The following is a 16,920-nucleotide window of genomic DNA, read 5'->3' as shown; positions in this document are numbered from 1 at the left end:
CCCGGAGGGATCCTTCCCTCCGGGCGTCCGTGCGTCCCGGCGCCCGCGAGGGCCCTCCGTACCCTGGGACCCATGATCAAGGTGCTGCTGGCCGACGACGAGACGATGATCAGGGCCGGGGTGCGGGCCATCCTCGCCACCGATCCCGGGATCGAGGTGGTCGCCGAGGCCGGCGACGGCCACGAGGCCGTCGAGCTCGCCCGCGAGCACCGCCCCGACGTCGTCCTCCTCGACATCCGGATGCCCCGGCTCGACGGACTCGGCGCGGCCGAGGAGCTGCGCGGAGCCGTCCCGGGCGCGGCCGTCGTCATGCTCACCACCTTCTCCGAGGACGCGTACATCGCCCGCGCCCTCGGGAGCGGCGTCAGCGGCTTCCTGCTCAAGTCCGGGGACCCGCGCGAACTGATCGCCGGGGTCAGGGCCGTCGCCGGCGGCGGCGCCGCGCTCTCCCCCACCGTCGCCCGCCGGGTCATCGACACCCTCGGCGGCGAGCGCCTCACCCGCGCGGCCGCGGCGCGCGCCCGCCTCGACCGGCTCACCGGCCGGGAGCGGGAGGTCGTCGCCCTGCTCGGCGCCGGACTCTCCAACCAGGAGATCGCGGACCGCATGTACGTCGTCGAGGGCACCGTCAAGGCGCACGTGAGCGCCGTCCTCGGCCGGCTCGGGCTGCGCAACCGGGTCCAGCTCGCGGTCCTCGCGTACGAGGCGGGCCTGGTGACCGGTGATGCGTGAGGCGGTCCGCGAACCGGTCCGCGAGCGCCTCTTCGACCTCCTCCTCTGGCTGCTGCTCTGCGTGCCCGTCCTGCTGAAGTCGGACCCGAACGACGGCGGCAGCTGGACCCGGGTCGCCGTCGGCGTGGTGGTCCTCGCGGGCTGCGTCGCGGTCAGCCGGAGGTGGCCGCTGGTGTCGCTGGCGGCGACGGTCGCGGCGAGCCTGCCGGCCAGCCTGGAGCTGTTCACCCCCTCGTACAGCCTGGCCCTGGTCGCCTTCGGATACCTCGCCGGGCGGCGCCAGGAGCACACCCGGGCGGCGCTCTGGCTGTTCGGCGCGGTCGCGGCCACCGGGCTGGTCCTCACCTGGGTCACCCGTACCTCGCTCGGCCAGTGGTTCACGCTGCTGCTCGCGCTCGCCCTCGCCGTCGTCGCGCCCTGGCTGATCGGCCGGTACGTGCGCCAGTACGACCGCCTCGTGCAAAGCGGCTGGCAGCTGGCGGACCGGATGGAGCGCGAGCAGGCGGCGGTCGCCGACCGGGAGCGGCTGCGGGAGCGGTCCCGGATCGCCGGCGACATGCACGACTCGCTCGGCCACGACCTGGCCCTGATCGCGATCCGCGCGGGCGCCCTGGAGGTCTCCCCGGCCCTCGGCCCCGACCAGCAGCGCGCGGTGGGCGAGCTGCGTCGCGCGGCGGCGGACGCGACGGCCCGGCTGCGGGACATCATCGGCGTCCTGCGCGAGGAGGACGACGCGGCTCCGACGAGTCCGGCCGGTGAGACGGTCGAGGAACTGGCGGCCCGCGCCCGCGCGTCGGGGCTCACGGTCACCCTCGCCGCGACACCGGTGCCCACGCTGCCGGGGATGTCGGGGCTCGCCCTGCACCGGGTCGTGCAGGAGGGCCTCACCAACGCGGCCAAGCACGCGCCCGGCGCGGCGGTCTCGATCGCCGTCGTCCCGGAGGGCGAGGAGGCCGCGACGGTACGGGTCGAGGTGGTCAGCGGTCCCGGCGTCGGCGGGCCCTCCCCCGGTTCCGGCTCCGGCGGCACCGGTCTCGTCGGTCTCGGCGAGCGCGTCCGCCTCGCCGGCGGGACCCTCGGCCACCGCGCCACCGAGGACGGCGGCTTCGCCCTGACCGCCGTGCTGCCCCGCAAGGCCCCCGCGCCGCTGCCGGCCGCCCCCACCTCGGCCAGGGAACTGGACCTGGCGCGCCGCGAGGTCCGCAAGGGCCTGGCGCGGGCCATCTGGATCCCGCTCGCGCTCCTCGCGGCGCTCGGCGCGCTGATGCTGGGGGTCGCCGCGTGGACGCAGGCCCAGTCGTACCTGGAGCCGGACGACTACGCGAGGATCCGGATCGGTCAGACGCCCGTGCAGCTCGACGAGACCATCGACGACTGGCCCGAGCATCCGCTGGACGCCGCGCCGCAGGTGGCCCCGCCGGAGCCGCCGGGGATGGACGAGTGCCGGTACTACCGCTCGACGATGCTGGCCGCCGTGCCGGTGTACCGGCTGTGCTTCGTCGCGGGGCACCTCGCCGACAAGGCCGAGGTGCCCTAGACGGGGACCGGTTCCGCGTTCCCCGGGACGAGGGCCGGGGCCGGGCCGCGCCGCTAGCGCAGGAGCACGCCCGCCCCCTCCCCCGTCGTCTCCTCCGGCAGCGCCACCAGGCCCAGTTCCGCCGGGTGGGCGAGCAGCGGATGGGAGGGGCGGACGCGGACCGTGCAGCCGAAGGAGCCGGTGCGGTCGAGGGCCAGGGTGCCCGCGTACGGCTGCCGGCCCTCCAGGTCCGGGCCGCCCGCCGGCTTCAGCGGGACGGCACGGGTGTCGGCGAGGGTGTCGGCGGCGTCGACCCGGCCGGTGACGGCCTGCACCTCGACGTCGTCGGGCGTGAGGGAGCCGAGGGCGACCCGGACCCGGACGACCGGTGTCGCGCCGAGCTCGGCGTCGGCGAGGTCGTCCGCGAGGCCGTCGCCGACCTCGACGTGGTCGACGGTCACCTTGGGCCAGGCCTCCCGGACCCGGGCCTTCCAGACGGCGAGGTCCCGCGACCGGTCCGGGGTGAGCGCCCGGCGGGCGGCCGCGGCGGGGACGTACAGCCGCTCGACGTACTCGCGGACCATGCGGTCGGCGAGCACCTTCGGGCCGAGGTCGGTGAGGGTGCGGCGGACCATCGCCGTCCAGCCGGCCGGGACGCCGTCGGGTCCCCGGTCGTAGAAGCGGGGGGCGACGCGGCGTTCGATCAGCTCGTAGAGGGCGGCGGCCTCCAGGTCGTCGCGGCGGTCCTCGTCCGCGGCGGCGGCCCCGTCGGCGGTGGGGATGGCCCAGCCGAAGTCCGGCTCGAACCACTCGTCCCACCAGCCGTCGAGGACGGAGAGGTTGAGGCAGCCGTTGAGCGCGGCCTTCATGCCGCTGGTGCCGCAGGCCTCCAGCGGGCGGAGCGGGTTGTTGAGCCAGACGTCGCAGCCAGGGTAGAGGCCGCGGGCCATCGCCATGCCGTAGTCGGGCAGGAAGACGATCCGGTGCCGGACCCGGGGGTCGTCGGCGAACCGGACGAGTTCCTGCACGAGCCGCTTCCCGCCGTCGTCGGCGGGGTGGGCCTTGCCCGCGACGACGAGCTGCACCGGCCGCTCGGGGTGCAGCAGCAGCGCCCGCAGCCGGTCCTTGTCGCGGAGCATGAGGGTGAGCCGCTTGTACGAGGGGACCCGGCGGGCGAAGCCGATGGTGAGGACGTCGGGGTCGAGGACGGAGTCGGTCCAGCCGAGTTCGGCGGCTGCCGCCCCGCGCTGCCGCCAGGAGGCCCGCAGCCGCTCCCGTACGTCGGTCACGAGCCGTTCGCGGAGGGTGCGGCGGAGTTCCCACAGCTCGCGGTCGGCGGGATCGGGGCCGAGCCGGCCGACCTCGGGGGCGACCCAGGTGGGGGCGTGGACGCCGTTGGTGATGGAGGTGATGGGCACCTCTTCGGCGTCGAAGCCCGGCCAGAGCCCGGCGAACATGGCCCGGCTGACGGCCCCGTGGAGGGTGGAGACGCCGTTGGCGCGCTGGGCGAGGCGCAGGCCCATGGCCGCCATGTTGAAGACGCCGGGCTCGCCGCCCAGCGGGGTCTCGTCGCCGAGCGCGAGGACCTTCCCGGTGTCGACGCCGGGGAGTTCGCCGTCGTCGCCGAGGTGGCGGGCGACCAGGCTGCGGTCGAAGCGGTCGATGCCGGCCGGGACGGGGGTGTGGGTGGTGAACACGGTCCCGGCGCGGACGGTCTCCAGGGCGCTGTCGAAGTCGAGCCCCTCTCCCTGGAGTTCGCGGATGCGTTCGAGGCCGAGGAAGCCGGCGTGGCCCTCGTTGGTGTGGAAGACCTCGGGTGCGGGGGTGCCGGTGAGCCGGGTGTACGTGCGGACGGCGCGGACGCCGCCGATGCCGAGGAGCATCTCCTGGAGGAGCCGGTGCTCGCTGCCGCCGCCGTACAGCCGGTCGGTGACGCTCCGTTCGCCGGGGGCGTTCTCCTCGACGTCGGAGTCGAGCATGAGCAGCGGGACGCGGCCGACCCGCGCGATCCAGAGGTGGGCGTGCAGGCTGCGCCCGCCGGGCAGCGCGAGGGTGATCCGGGCGGGGGCGCCGTCGGCCTCGCGGAGCAGGGTGACCGGCAGCTCGCCGGGGTCGAGGACGGGGTACTGCTCCTGCTGCCAGCCGTCCCGGCCGAGGGACTGGCGGAAGTAGCCGTGCCGGTAGAGCAGGCCGACGCCGATGAGCGGGACGCCGAGGTCGCTGGCGGACTTGAGGTGGTCGCCGGCCAGGATGCCGAGGCCGCCGGAGTACTGGGGCAGGGCGGCGGTGACGCCGAACTCGGGCGAGAAGTAGGCGACGGCGGCGGGCGCGTCGGCGGTGCGCTCGGCGGCCCGCTGGTACCAGCGGGGGGCGTGCAGATAGGTGTCGAGGTCCTCGGCGGCGGCCCGGAGCCGGGCCAGGAAGTCCTGGTCGGCGGCGAGCTCGGCGAGCCGGGGGGCTTCGAGTGCGCCGAGGATCCGGACGGGGTCGGTGCCGTCGGAGGACCCCTCGGGGGCGAGGGACTCGAAGAGGGCGCGGGTGGGTTCGTGCCAGGACCAGCGCAGGTTGTGCGCGAGGTCGGCGAGGGGTCGAAGGGTGTCGGGGAGGACGGGACGCACGGTGAATCGACGGATTGCCTTCACGCGTTCCACCTTCGCAGGCGAGTACGGAGCGGAGTGGACGCACCACGCTGTGCGTCCGTCGTTCCGCCCAGACCTTAGGGCACACCCGTGCCGCCGCGCGACGGCGCACGGGGAGCGGTGGGGGCGCGTGTCAGCGGACGGCCGGGAGGGGGACGTCGTACGGGGAGCCCTGGTTGACGGTCGCCGGGTCGAAGGCGCCGGTGGCGGCGTACCGGCCGGCGATGGCGGCGAGTTCCTCGGCGGGGATGACCTCGTGGATGTCGGTGAAGCCGTGCGGGGCGCGGGCGTGGGCGAGGTCGATGACGACCTCGGGGCCCCGGTCGCGGTTGGCCCGCTGGAGCGCGGTGGTGACGGGTCGGCGGTCCCGCTCGTAGGCGGCGAGGCCGTCCTCGGGGTCGGCGTGCCGGGCGAGGGCGTGGGCGAGGGCGCGCGCGTCGACGATCGACTGGCTGGCCCCGTTGGAGCCGATCGGGTACATGGCGTGGGCGGCGTCGCCGATGAGGGTGGTGCGGCCGTGGGTCCACCGGTCGAGCGGCTCGCGGTCGACCATCGGGTACTCGTAGGCGGAGTCGGCGGCGCGCAGGACGTCGGGGACGCTGACGCCGTCGAACTCCCAGCCCTCGTAGTACGGGAGGAACGTCTCGACGGGTACGGGCCGGTTCCAGTCGCCGAGGAGGCGCTCCTCCCCGGCGGCCGTCCCGGCCCCGCAGGTGCGCTCGGCGGGGCGGGCGAGTGCCCAGTTCACCAGGACCTCCCGGTCGGGCCCGGTGGGCCGGCCCATCGGGTAGACGACGGCCTTCTGCCGGTCGTCGCCGGCGATGAGCATGAACGAGCCCACCGCCCTCGCCGGCATCCGGGACACCCCCCGCCACACGAGCATCCCGTTCCACGGCGGCCCGCCCTCCCCGGGGTGCAGCGCCGCCCGGACCGTCGAGCGGATGCCGTCCGCCCCGACGAGCACGTCCGGTTCGAGGGAGGCGCGGCCGTGCACGGCGCCGGCCCGGTGTTCGAGCCGCAGCCTGGGCCGCCCGTCCGGGGTCGGCTCCACGCCGCTCACCCGGACCCCGGTGACCAGGGCGGCGGGGCCGAGCCTGGCCCGTACCGCGCCGGCGAGGACCTGCTGGAGGTGCCCTCGGTGGACGGAGAGCTGCGGCCAGAGGTAGCCCGCGCCGAGACCGCGCGGCTCCCGGGATATCAGCCCGCCGGAGCGGTGGTAGTAGCGCAGTTCGCGGGTGCGCAGGGCGCCCGCCTCCAGGGCGTCGAGCAAGCCGAGCGCGTCCAGTTCGCGGACGGCGTTCGGCATCAGGTTGAGCCCGGCGCCGACCGGCCGGATCGCGGGCGCCGTCTCCACGACCGTCACCCGCTCGAAGCCGGCGGCGTCCAGGGCGAGGGCGGCGGTGAGGCCGGCGACACCGCCGCCGGCGATCACGATGTGCGGGCTCGCCCCGTAGTCCGGCGCCGGACGGCGGCGGTGGACCGGGAGGAACGCGGAGGGGGTGTGGGGGGACATGACGACTGCTCCTTCGGCGCCGCTACGCGGCCGACGGCCCGACGGGGGCCCCTGCGGGACGGCGCCGCACGGTCGCGCGGCGCACCATGGTCTCGTTCTGCCTGGTCAGATCCAGGATCGAGCGCAGCAGCGCGACCGGGGCCCCGCCGCTGCCCTCCTCGTACAGCCGGGTCTCCTCGCTGTACGCCTTGCGGGCGATGCCGATGTGCCGGGCGCGGAAGGTCTTCAGGAGGCGGAGCACCCGGCCGAGCGCCTCCGCCGACGCGGTCAGCGAGGGCGGCAGCCGGTCCGCGCCCTCCCAGCTGACGGCGGCCGACAGCTTGCTCACCGCCGAGACCCCGCCCCGGTGCCGGGTGTGGAAGGCGCGCCAGGCCGGCAGCGCGTACGGCACGGACTCGGCGAGGAAGGCCTCGTAGCCGGGGTCGGAGCGGTCGCACTGCCACAGCGTCAGGTCGACCAGCCAGAGCGGCACCTGCGCGGCGGCCGGGCCGAGGTAGTCCCGGCCGTCGACCTCGACCTCCTCGAAGTAGGGGCGCAGGGTGGCCGCGAAGTACTCGGGGGAGACCTGGGCCACGGTGAGGTCGATGGAGTCGACCATCGCCCGCACATGGCGGGCCACCCGGTCGAGGGCGGTGGCGAAGCCCGGGTCGTACGGTTCGAGGCGGGCGACGCGGGCGCAGTCGTCGACCGCGGCGACGAGGCCGGGGAAGACCATCCGTACCGCGTCCTGGAGCCGGGCCTCCGTCGGGTGGCCGGTGTAGGAGCGGCGGCGGGGGCCCGGCGGGTTCCAGGTCGTGTAGTGGTGGACGGTGTCCCTCGGCACCATGTCGGTGCGGCGGCCGAGGAGTTCGAGGACGGGCAGCGCCTCGGGCACGGCGCTGAGGGGCTGCACGCCGTGGCGTTTCAGCGAGCCGAGCAGGATGCCGAGGTCCCGCATGGCGGCGAGCGCGTGGCCGACGCTCCAGTGGGCGGCGCGGTCGATGTCCGGCACGAGGGCGCGCAGCGCGACGGTGAGCGCGGCGACGTCGGCGTCGGCGTTCATCGCGGGGACGGCGGCGAGCAGGCCGTCGGCGCCGAGCGGGTCGGCGGCGCAGATGTCCTGGGTGCGGTGGCGCGGGTCGCCCAGCAGCACGGGGGCTCCTCTTGTTTCCGGGGCGCGGTTCGCCGAAGAGGCACGGCTCACTCGCCGGTGGTCGCGGACAGGGGTTTCGGGTGGGGGCGGGCGGGTCAGCGGCGGTCCGGGACCCGGTGCCCGGGGGACGGGGACGGTCCCGGGGTCCGTCTCGGCGGGTGGAGGCGGAGAGAGAGGAGGGCGGCCGCGGCGGCGAGGGCGGCGCCGGTGAGCAGCGCGGCGCGGTGCCCGGCGGTCTCGGCGGCGGCGCGGGCCGCGTCGACGGCCTCCGTCCGGCTCGCGGCGACGGCGACCAGGACGGCGAGGCCGAGGACGGAGCCGAACTGCTGGCTGGTGTTGACGAGTCCGGAGGCGAGTCCGGTCTCCTCGGCCGGTGACTCCGCGGTGGCCGCCACGTTCGTGGTGACCATGACGAGCGGCAGGGCGGCGCCCAGGAGCAGGCTCGGGGCGAGGATCGTGCGCGCGAAGCCGCCGTCGGGGGTGAGGGCCAGGGCGAGCCACAGGGTCCCCGCGCACAGCAGGACGAATCCCAGGGTCATCGTCCGGTGCAGGCCGATCCGGAAGATGAGCCGTCCGGTCTGCGGGGCGACCGCGACGACGACGAGCGACAGCGGCAGCAGGCCGAGGCCGCCGCCGAGCGGCGCGTACCCGAGGACGTTCTGGAGGTGGAGGCTGACCAGGAAGAACATCGGGAACAGGGTGGTCTGGGCGAGCGCGGCCAGCAGGTTGGAGAGCCGGAGCGCGGGCCGCCTCAGGACGGACGGCGGGACGAGGGGCGTGGCGGCCCTGGCCTCGACGGCGGTGAAGGCGAGCAGCAGCGCGAGGCCCGCTCCCGCGGCGCCGAGGGTACGGGCGGACAGCCATCCGGCGTCGGCCGCGCCGACCAGCGCGGAGGCGACGAGGCCGAGTCCGGCCGTCGCGGTGAGTGCCCCGGCGAGGTCGAAGCCGCCGTGCCGGACGGGGCCGGTGCGGCGGTCGAGGACGAGCAGGGCGGCGACGGCGAGGGCCGCCGCGAGCAGCACGTTCAGCCAGAACGTGGAGCGCCAGCCGAGCAGGTCGGTGAGGACGCCGCCGAGGACCGTGCCGAGGACGCCGCCGAGGCCGCCCATCGCGGCGAACACGCCGAGCGCCCGGTGCCGGGCGGGCCCGTCGGGGAAGAGCAGCAGGAGCAGGGCGAAGGCGGCGGCCGCGGCCAGCGCGGCGCCGACGCCCTGGGCGGCGCGGGCCGCGACGAGGGCGTCGGCGCCGGGGGCGAGGCCACCGGCGGCGGAGGCGACGGCGAGCAGGCCGAGGCCGCCGAGGAAGACCCGCCGGTGGCCGAGGAGGTCGGCGGTCCGGCCGCCGAGGAGGAGGAGCCCGCCGAAGGTGATGAGGTAGGCGTTGGCGACCCAGGAGAGGTCCGCGGAGCCGGCCGTGAGGTCCTCGCCGACGGACGGCAGCGCGACGTTGACGATCGCGGTGTCCATGATGAGGAGCAGTTGGGTGGCGGCCAGCAGGGCGAGTGCCCCGCGCCGTGGCACCGGTCCGGTCGTCACCGGGTCGTCCCGAGGCCGTAGCCGTCGAGGCAGGCCTGGGCGAGGTTCTCGCAGTCGTCGGCGGCTCCGGCCCAGGTCTGCATGGTCAGGTAGACGTGCGGGGCCCCGTGGTAGAGGCGCTCGTACTGCTCGTGGCGTCCGGCGAACTCGGAACCGAGGGCGTCCCAGGCGAGTTTGAGGAGTTTGACGCGGTCCTCCGCGGGGTGGCCGGTGGTGCCGAAGTAGCGGCGGACCAGGGGCCCGAGTTCGGGGTGGAGGAGGTCCCGGCCGCCGGTGGGCAGCTGGACGAGGGCGCCGCCGGCGAGGAGCCTGATGTCCTGGACGGCCCGCGGGTAGAGCTCGCCGGCCATGATCCGCTGGGCGAAGGAGATGTCCTGCCCGGGGCGGACGCCGCCGCGCCCGCCGTCGACCTGCTCGTACGAGGCCTCGGCGGCGAGTACGAAGGCCTTGGCCTGGGCGACCATGCCGAGGAGCCGGCCGACGGCCTGCTGGACGGGCGGGAGGGTCTCGGTGCCGTTCGAGCGGGTGATGAGGAGGGCGAGTCCGGTGAGGAACTCCAGCTTGGTCCAGAAGCGGGTCGCGGACTGGTGGACGAAGTTGAGGTAGGCGGGGGTCTGCCACCAGACGGCGCCGGTGGTGGCCGGGTCGCGGTGGGTGAGGACCCGTTCCCAGGGCACGTGGACGTCCTCGCAGACCAGCATCGCGTCGTTCTCGTCGTACCGGGAGGACAGCGGGTGGTCGAAGACGGACCGGGCGCCTTCCTCGTACGAGGTGCGGGAGATCAGCTTGAGTCCGGGGGTGTCGGGGCGTACGGCGAAGGTCACGGCGTGCGCGAGGTCGTCGGCGGCGAGCGGTTCGATGGTGCCGACGAGGATCTCGTCGGCGAAGACGGCGCCCGTGCCGACGGTCTTGGCGCCGCGGACGACGATCCCGCCGTCCCGTTCCGCCACGACCCGCAGGGTGAGGTCCTCGCCGCCGTGGCCCGGGGGCGGGTTGCCGAGGGTGAACGCGCAGTGCAGGTCGCCCTCGGTGAGCCGGCGGTGGAAGGCGAGGGCGTGCTCGGCGCCGTCGAAGGCCGCGCCGGTGAAGACGGCGGGCGCGGCGGCGAACCCGGCCGCGCCGGCGGCCATGTAGTCGGGGGTGCGGCCGAGGAAGCCGAAGCTGGCCCGGGCGGTGGTGCGGAAGGCGCGGCGGCGGGCGACGAGGTCCTCGTACGAGCGGGGCACGGCGTACGCGCGGCGCGCCCCGCCCCGGACGAGGACGGGGCGGTGGACGGGGTCGTCGGCGAGGTCGTAGAGCCCGGCGAAGGAGGCCGCGGTGGACCGGAAGGCCGGGTGGGCGGTGACGTCCTTGACCCGTTCCCCGCCGAGCCAGATCTCGCGCCCGTCGCGCAGCCCCTCCAGATACTCCTGCCCGGACCTCGTCACCGGTGTGTCGCCTCTCCTCGGGTGTCACGGCTGTGCCGGTCCCGAGCCTGTCCGGGGCGCCCCGTCCGGACAATGAGCGTCCGTCCAGGGGTCCTTAAGAACCGGCCAGGGAGTCCCGAAGATGTCAGGTCGGCGGGTCGGGGGCGGCGCGGACGCCCGGAGGAGACCGTCCGGGCGGCCGTCCGCCGGCCGTTCCGGGGGCGGTCCGCCCTGCTTCAGGCGGCCCGGTCGGCTCCGGAGCGGTACTCCCCGGGGGTCACCCCGAACCACTTGCGGAAGGCGAGGTGGAAGCCGACGGCGCTCTGGTAGCCGACGCGGGCGGGCACGGCCGACTGCGGGAGGGAGGTCTCGGTGAGGAGCCGGCCGGCCTCCTGCATGCGGCGGGCGGCGAGGTACCGGGCGGGTGACTCGCCGACCAGGTCGCGGAAGGAGGCGGTGAACGCGGAGCGGGACATGCCGACCTCCCGGGCGAGGGAGTCGATGGTCCAGGGTTCGGCGAACCGGGTGGCCATCATGACGACGGCCCGGCTGATCCCGCGGTGCCGGAGCAGGGGCAGCGAGGCGGGGTTGCCGGCGAGTTCGCGGAGCAGCGGCCGGAGCGCGAGGACCAGGGCCATCTCGAAGGCGCGCAGGGTGATGAGCCGGTCGCCGGGGCCGACGGGCCGGTCGGGGGCGGCGAGCAGCCGCAGGGTGTCGCGGAGCAGCGGCTCGCGGGCGACCTGGGGTCCGTCGAGGACGAGTGCCCAGGGCAGCGAGGTGTAGAGGCCGGTGGCGGCGCTGGCGTCGTAGTGCAGTCCGGCGCAGAGCAGCCGGCTCTCGGGGCCGCTGCCCTCGATGACGATCTCGCCTGAGGTGCCGGGCTGCCGCTCGGGCAGGACGGCCTTGAGCGGGAGGCCCTGGCGGTCGGGCCGGTCGGAGAGGCGGTGGGCGGTGCCGGTCGGGAAGACGACGAGGTCGCCGGCGTGCAGTTCGACCGGGGCCTCGGCCTCGGTGGTGATCCAGCAGTCGCCCTCGACGACGTAGTGGAGGACGGCGCAGCTGCGTTCGGCGTCGCCCTCGATGGCCCAGGGGGCGCGGACGTGCCAGCGGCTGTCGAAGACTCCGGTGAGCCGGAGGGGTTTGAGCAGTTCGCTCAGCAGGTCGTCCTGCTCTTCCAGCTCGGGCTGCTGCGCGTGACGGTCGGTTCCCACGATTGCCATGGACGATCCTTCAACTTCCGCCCCGGTTTGTTAATTGAACGGCCGAAGCCGTGGCGGCGAGCCTGGAAAGACGCCGACACCACAGCCGGGAAAGTCTATCGAAGGGGCTCAGACACCTATGTCCAGTGAGATTCCGATGCGGGTGGCGGTCGTGGGCGCGACGGGGTTCCAGGGGGGTGCGGTGGCCCGTCTGCTGACCGAGCGGCACCACCGGGTCCACACGCTGACGCGGCGGCCGTCGGCGGACCGGCCGCCGCTGCCGGGGGCCGCCTTCGTGGCCGGCGACCTGGGCCGTCCGGACGATGTGCGGCGGCTGTTCGAGGGGACGACGCACGCGTTCATGACGATGCCGCTGGTGTACGAGGGCGAGCGGGTGGAGGCGTACGCGCGGAACGTCGCGGCGGCGGCCCTGGAGGCGGGCACGGAGCGGCTGGTCTTCAACTCCAACACCCGGATCCCGCTGGGTCCGACGGACGTGGCCGCCTTCGAGACGCGGCGGCTCGCGGAGCGGGTGCTGCGGGACAGCGGGGTGCCGCTGGTGGTGATCCGGCCGCCGGTGTACCTGGACAACCTGTTCTCGCCGTGGAACGGGCCCTCCCTGGTCGACGACGGCGTGCTCGCCTATCCGCTGCCGGCGGCCGCGCGGACCGCGTGGCTGTCGCACCGGGGTCTGGCGGAGGCGGCGCTCGCGGCGCTCAGCCGGGAGGACCTGGAGGGCCGGACGTTCGACATCGGCGGGGAACGCTCGCTGACGGGCGGCGAGCTCGCGGCGGCGTTCGGCCGCGGGCTCGGCCGGGCGGTGCGGTACGAGGAGCTGGATCCGGCCGCTTTCGAACGGAGCCTCGGCCGGCTGCTGGGCCCGGAGACGGCGGCCGGTGTGGCCGGGATCTACCACTTCATGGCGAGCGGGGCCGATCCGCTCCTGATGGCGGACGACGACGGCGTGTCGACGGAGGTACTGGGCCTGGAACCGCCTCCTGTGGAGGAGTGGGTCGCCCGCCAGCCGTGGCAGGTCTGGTCTTCCGGCGAGTCCTCGCGGCACTGACCGCGGCCCGTGGAACAGTCCCCGCCCCACAAGGGCGGGGTCTTTTCTTTGTCCGGGTCCTGTGCTTGCCGCTTCGGCTACGCCCTAGTAGTTAACAAAGCGCCGGGATTGCCCACCCGAGGACGGTGGGAAGGCTTCACCGGTAGTCCCCCGAACCCGTCTCCCCGTGACCTCTGTTCATCCCTGTGGACCCGCCATCCGAGTGAACGCGGACAGGAGCGGCCATGCCCGCAACCCGTCGGCCGTCGACGGAGCTAGAAAGAGCGCACAACCACCACCCGCACCCCCGTAACCCGTCAGGTGATGCTGTGAATCCGCTCATGGGACGCATTCCCGTACTGGACGTACGCCCGCTGGTCGACTGCGGCCGGCGCCCCGCCAAGGCGGTGGCCGGAGAATCCTTCGAGGTGACGGCGACCGTCTTCCGCGAGGGCCACGACGCGGTCGCCGCCAATGTCGTGCTGCACGGCCCCTCGGGCCGCCCCGGCCCCTGGACCCCGATGCGCGAGCTGGCGCCGGGCACCGACCGGTGGGGGGCCGAGGTCACCCCGGACGCCGAGGGCCTGTGGACGTACACCGTGGAGGCGTGGAGCGACCCGGTGGCCACCTGGCGCCACACGGCGAAGATCAAGATCCCGGCCGGCATCGACTCCGAGCTGGTCCTCGCCGAGGGCGCCGAGCTGCACGAGCGGGCGGCGAAGGGCGTCCCGAAGAAGGGCGGCGCCCGGGAGGCCGTGCTCGCCGCCGCGGACGCGCTGCGCGACGCGTCCCGGCCCGCGGCGGTCCGGCTCGCGGCGGCCCTGAACCCCCGGGTCGTCGAGTCCCTCGACCGGCACCCGCTGCGCGAACTCCTGTCCTCCTCGCCCGCGTTGCCCCTCCAGGTGGAGCGGGAGCGCGCCCTGTTCGGTTCCTGGTACGAGTTCTTCCCGCGCTCCGAGGGCGTACGGAAGGTCAAGGGCCGCACGGTCCCGGGGAACTTCCGCACCGCCGCCGAGCGGCTCCCCGCGGTGGCGGCGATGGGCTTCGACGTGGTCTACCTGCCGCCGGTGCACCCCATCGGCGAGACCCACCGCAAGGGCCCCAACAACTCCCTCTCCGCGACGCCGAACGACGTCGGCGTGCCGTGGGCGATCGGTTCGCCGGAGGGCGGGCACGACGCGCTCCACCCGGACCTGGGGACCTTCGAGGACTTCGACGCGTTCGTGGCGCGGGCCAGGGAGCTGCGGCTGGAGATCGCCCTGGACTTCGCGCTCCAGTGCTCCCCGGACCACCCGTGGGTGGAGAAGCACCCGGAGTGGTTCCACCACCGTCCGGACGGCTCGATCGCGTACGCCGAGAACCCCCCGAAGAAGTACCAGGACATCTATCCGATCGCGTTCGACGTCGACATGGACGGGATCGTCCGCGAGACCGTGCGGATCCTCCGGCACTGGATGGACCACGGGGTACGGATCTTCCGCGTCGACAACCCGCACACCAAGCCGGTGGTGTTCTGGGAGCGGGTGATCGGCGAGATCAACGCCGCCGACCCGGACGTGATCTTCCTGGCGGAGGCCTTCACCCGGCCCGCGATGATGCGGACGCTCGGCGCGATCGGCTTCCAGCAGTCGTACACGTACTTCACCTGGCGGAACAGCAAGGAGGAGCTCACGGAGTACCTGACGGAGCTGTCCGGCGAGACGGCGGCGCAGATGCGGCCGAACTTCTTCGTGAACACCCCGGACATCCTGCACGCCTACCTGCAGGAGGGCGGTCGGCCGGCGTTCGAGGCGCGCGCGGTGCTCGCGGCGACGCTCTCGCCCTCGTGGGGCATGTACGCCGGGTACGAGCTGTGCGAGGGCACCCCGCTGCGGGACGGCAGCGAGGAGTACCTGGACTCGGAGAAGTACCAACTCCGTCCGCGTGACTGGGAGTCGGCGGAGCGCGCGGGGAGGACGATCACACCGCTGATCACCGCCCTGAACCGGATCAGGCGCCGCCACCCGGCCCTGCGCCGGCTGCGGAACCTCAGCTTCCATGACACGGACAACCCGCAGGTGATCGCGTACAGCAAGCGTTCGGGTTCGAACATCGTTCTGGTGGTCGTCAACCTCGACCCGCACCACACCCAGGAGGCGACGCTCTCGTTGGACATGCCGGAACTCGGCCTCGACTGGCACGAGACCGCGCCGGTGCGCGACGAGCTCACCGGCGAGACCTATCACTGGGGCAGGACCAGCTACGTGCGCCTAGAGCCGGGTGTCACACCCGCGCACGTCCTCGTCCTGCGACCGTCCCCGCAGACCGGAGGGTCACCCACCTCATGACTGTCAACGAGCCCGTCCCCGACACCTTCGAGGACACCCCCGCCAAGGACCGCGATCCCGACTGGTTCAAGCGGGCCGTCTTCTACGAGGTCCTCGTCCGGTCCTTCCAGGACAGCAACGGGGACGGCGTCGGTGATCTGAAAGGCATCACGGCCAAGCTGGACTACCTCCAGTGGCTGGGCGTGGACTGCCTCTGGCTGCCGCCCTTCTTCAAGTCCCCTCTGAGGGACGGCGGCTACGACGTCGCCGACTACACGTCGGTGCTGCCCGAGTTCGGCGACCTGGCCGACTTCGTCGAGTTCGTCGACGCGGCCCACCAGCGCGGGATGCGCGTGGTCATCGACTTCGTCATGAACCACACGAGCGACCAGCACGAGTGGTTCCAGGAGTCGCGGCGCGACCCGGAGGGGCCGTACGGCGACTACTACGTCTGGGCCGACGACGACAAGCAGTACCCGGACGCCCGGATCATCTTCGTCGACACCGAGTCCTCGAACTGGACCTTCGACCCGGTCCGCAAGCAGTACTACTGGCACCGGTTCTTCTCGCACCAGCCCGACCTCAACTACGAGAACCCGGCGGTGCAGGAGGAGATCCTGTCCGCGCTGAAGTTCTGGCTGGACCTGGGCATCGACGGCTTCCGGCTCGACGCGGTGCCGTACCTGTACCAGCAGGAGGGCACCAACTGCGAGAACCTCCCCGCGACCCACGCCTTCCTCAAGCGGGTCCGCAAGGAGATCGACGACCACTACCCGGACACGGTGCTGCTCGCCGAGGCCAACCAGTGGCCGGAGGACGTCGTCGACTACTTCGGCGACTTCCGCTCCGGCGGCGACGAGTGCCACATGGCCTTCCACTTCCCGGTCATGCCGCGGATCTTCATGGCCGTGCGGCGCGAGTCGCGCTACCCGGTCTCCGAGATCCTGGCGAAGACCCCGGAGATCCCCTCCGGCTGCCAGTGGGGCATCTTCCTGCGCAACCACGACGAGCTCACGCTCGAGATGGTCACGGACGAAGAGCGCGACTACATGTACGCCGAGTACGCCAAGGACCCGCGGATGCGGGCCAACATCGGCATCCGGCGCCGTCTCGCCCCGCTCCTCGACAACGACCGCAAGCAGATGGAGCTGTTCACCGCGCTGCTCTTCTCGCTGCCCGGCTCGCCGGTGCTCTACTACGGCGACGAGATCGGCATGGGCGACAACATCTGGCTGGGCGACCGGGACGGCGTCCGCACCCCGATGCAGTGGACCCCCGACCGGAACGCCGGCTTCTCCTCCTGCGACCCGGGGCGGCTCTACCTTCCGGCCATCATGGACCCGGTCCACGGCTACCAGGTGACCAACGTCGAGGCAGGCATGGCCTCGCCGTCCTCGCTGCTGCACTGGACGAAGCGGATGATCGAGATCCGCAAGCAGAACCGGGCCTTCGGGACGGGGACGTACACCGAACTCCCGTCGTCCAACCCGGCGGTGCTCGCCTTCCTCCGCGAGGACGGTGACGATCTCGTCCTCTGCGTGAACAACTTCTCGCGGTTCGCGCAGCCGACCGAACTCGATCTCCGACGCTTCGACGGCACCCAGCCGGTGGAGCTGATCGGCGGGGTGACGTTCCCGGCCATCGGCCAGCTCCCCTACCTCCTGACCCTTGCGGGACACGGCTTCTACTGGTTCCGTCTCAAGAAGGGCTGACCGCCGGTCAGTTCGGATTCGTCCGGGGTGGGGCGGTTTCCTCCCGTCCCACTCTGGGCACTGTGACCCACACACGTTCCGCAGCACGATTCAGGTCCATACGGGCCTTCTTGCCGGGCCCATACGGATCTTCCCCCTCCGACACGTCCCGCACATCCGGACAGCCCCAGCCGCCATCCGGGACA

At 73.8% G+C, this 16,920-nt stretch carries 11 protein-coding genes; 5 read left to right on the top strand and 6 right to left on the bottom strand.

All coding sequences use genetic code 11. The features are described from left to right. Window positions 1-72 precede the first annotated feature (72 nt). On the top strand, window positions 73-732 hold the full coding sequence (locus AMK27_RS25465; protein WP_073912567.1) for a response regulator transcription factor: 660 nt from the start codon (window positions 73-75) through the stop codon (window positions 730-732). Then, complete coding sequence (locus tag AMK27_RS25460; RefSeq protein ID WP_073912564.1) at window positions 725-2,269, top strand: sensor histidine kinase; 1,545 nt, start codon at window positions 725-727, stop codon at window positions 2,267-2,269. Before AMK27_RS25465 ends, AMK27_RS25460 begins: the two co-directional genes overlap by 8 nt. Window positions 2,270-2,322: 53 nt before the next feature. Here AMK27_RS25460 and glgP read toward each other — a convergent pair whose 3' ends face one another. The 6 genes from glgP to AMK27_RS25430 form a co-directional block, all read right to left on the bottom strand. Then, the gene (glgP, locus tag AMK27_RS25455) at window positions 2,323-4,890 is read right to left on the bottom strand and encodes an alpha-glucan family phosphorylase (protein WP_073912562.1); all 2,568 of its coding nucleotides are present in this window, start codon (window positions 4,888-4,890) and stop codon (window positions 2,323-2,325) included. Window positions 4,891-5,020: 130 nt separating this feature from the next. Next, window positions 5,021-6,400 (bottom strand): FAD-dependent monooxygenase, encoded by a 1,380-nt coding sequence (locus AMK27_RS25450; protein ID WP_079188589.1) that lies wholly within the window; start codon window positions 6,398-6,400, stop codon window positions 5,021-5,023. Between the two features lie 22 nt (window positions 6,401-6,422). Beyond that, complete coding sequence (locus tag AMK27_RS25445) at window positions 6,423-7,529, bottom strand: monodechloroaminopyrrolnitrin synthase PrnB family protein (RefSeq protein ID WP_073913225.1); 1,107 nt, start codon at window positions 7,527-7,529, stop codon at window positions 6,423-6,425. Window positions 7,530-7,627: 98 nt separating this feature from the next. Continuing rightward, window positions 7,628-9,067: an MFS transporter gene (locus AMK27_RS25440; RefSeq protein WP_241847601.1), complete on the bottom strand. Its 1,440-nt coding sequence runs from the start codon at window positions 9,065-9,067 to the stop codon at window positions 7,628-7,630. Continuing rightward, window positions 9,064-10,494 (bottom strand): 4-hydroxyphenylacetate 3-hydroxylase family protein, encoded by a 1,431-nt coding sequence (locus tag AMK27_RS25435; protein ID WP_073912560.1) that lies wholly within the window; start codon window positions 10,492-10,494, stop codon window positions 9,064-9,066. Before AMK27_RS25435 ends, AMK27_RS25440 begins: the two co-directional genes overlap by 4 nt. A gap of 215 nt (window positions 10,495-10,709) precedes the next feature. Next, window positions 10,710-11,693 (bottom strand): AraC family transcriptional regulator, encoded by a 984-nt coding sequence (locus tag AMK27_RS25430; protein ID WP_073912558.1) that lies wholly within the window; start codon window positions 11,691-11,693, stop codon window positions 10,710-10,712. A 118-nt stretch (window positions 11,694-11,811) separates the two neighbouring features. On the opposite strand from AMK27_RS25430, the gene AMK27_RS25425 reads away from it, so the two are divergent. The 3 genes from AMK27_RS25425 to treS all read left to right on the top strand — a co-directional run bounded on the left by AMK27_RS25425 (window position 11,812) and on the right by treS (window position 16,735). After that, window positions 11,812-12,738, top strand: coding sequence for an SDR family oxidoreductase (locus AMK27_RS25425; protein WP_079188588.1), 927 nt, complete (start codon window positions 11,812-11,814; stop codon window positions 12,736-12,738). A gap of 320 nt (window positions 12,739-13,058) precedes the next feature. Continuing rightward, complete coding sequence (locus tag AMK27_RS25420; RefSeq protein WP_241847600.1) at window positions 13,059-15,044, top strand: alpha-1,4-glucan--maltose-1-phosphate maltosyltransferase; 1,986 nt, start codon at window positions 13,059-13,061, stop codon at window positions 15,042-15,044. After that, on the top strand, window positions 15,041-16,735 hold the full coding sequence (gene treS, locus AMK27_RS25415) for a maltose alpha-D-glucosyltransferase (protein WP_073912551.1): 1,695 nt from the start codon (window positions 15,041-15,043) through the stop codon (window positions 16,733-16,735). The genes AMK27_RS25420 and treS overlap by 4 nt, the downstream gene beginning before the upstream one ends. Window positions 16,736-16,920 lie beyond the last annotated feature (185 nt).

This window comes from Streptomyces sp. CB02009 (assembly GCF_001905825.1).
Classification (GTDB): Bacteria; Actinomycetota; Actinomycetes; order Streptomycetales; family Streptomycetaceae; genus Streptomyces.
This window is presented reverse-complemented; position numbering and strand designations above follow the sequence as displayed.

Bases quoted from the DNA above. Each gene is read 5' to 3' on its own strand.
- AMK27_RS25420 (WP_241847600.1), top strand. From the start codon at position 13,059: ATGGGACGCATTCCCGTACTGGACGTACGCCCGCTGGTCGACTGCGGC.
- AMK27_RS25460 (WP_073912564.1), top strand. From the start codon at position 725: ATGCGTGAGGCGGTCCGCGAACCGGTCCGCGAGCGCCTCTTCGACCTC.
- AMK27_RS25430 (WP_073912558.1), bottom strand. From the start codon at position 11,693: ATGGCAATCGTGGGAACCGACCGTCACGCGCAGCAGCCCGAGCTGGAA.
- AMK27_RS25425 (WP_079188588.1), top strand. From the start codon at position 11,812: ATGTCCAGTGAGATTCCGATGCGGGTGGCGGTCGTGGGCGCGACGGGG.
- treS (WP_073912551.1), top strand. From the start codon at position 15,041: ATGACTGTCAACGAGCCCGTCCCCGACACCTTCGAGGACACCCCCGCC.
- AMK27_RS25450 (WP_079188589.1), bottom strand. From the start codon at position 6,400: ATGTCCCCCCACACCCCCTCCGCGTTCCTCCCGGTCCACCGCCGCCGT.
- AMK27_RS25465 (WP_073912567.1), top strand. From the start codon at position 73: ATGATCAAGGTGCTGCTGGCCGACGACGAGACGATGATCAGGGCCGGG.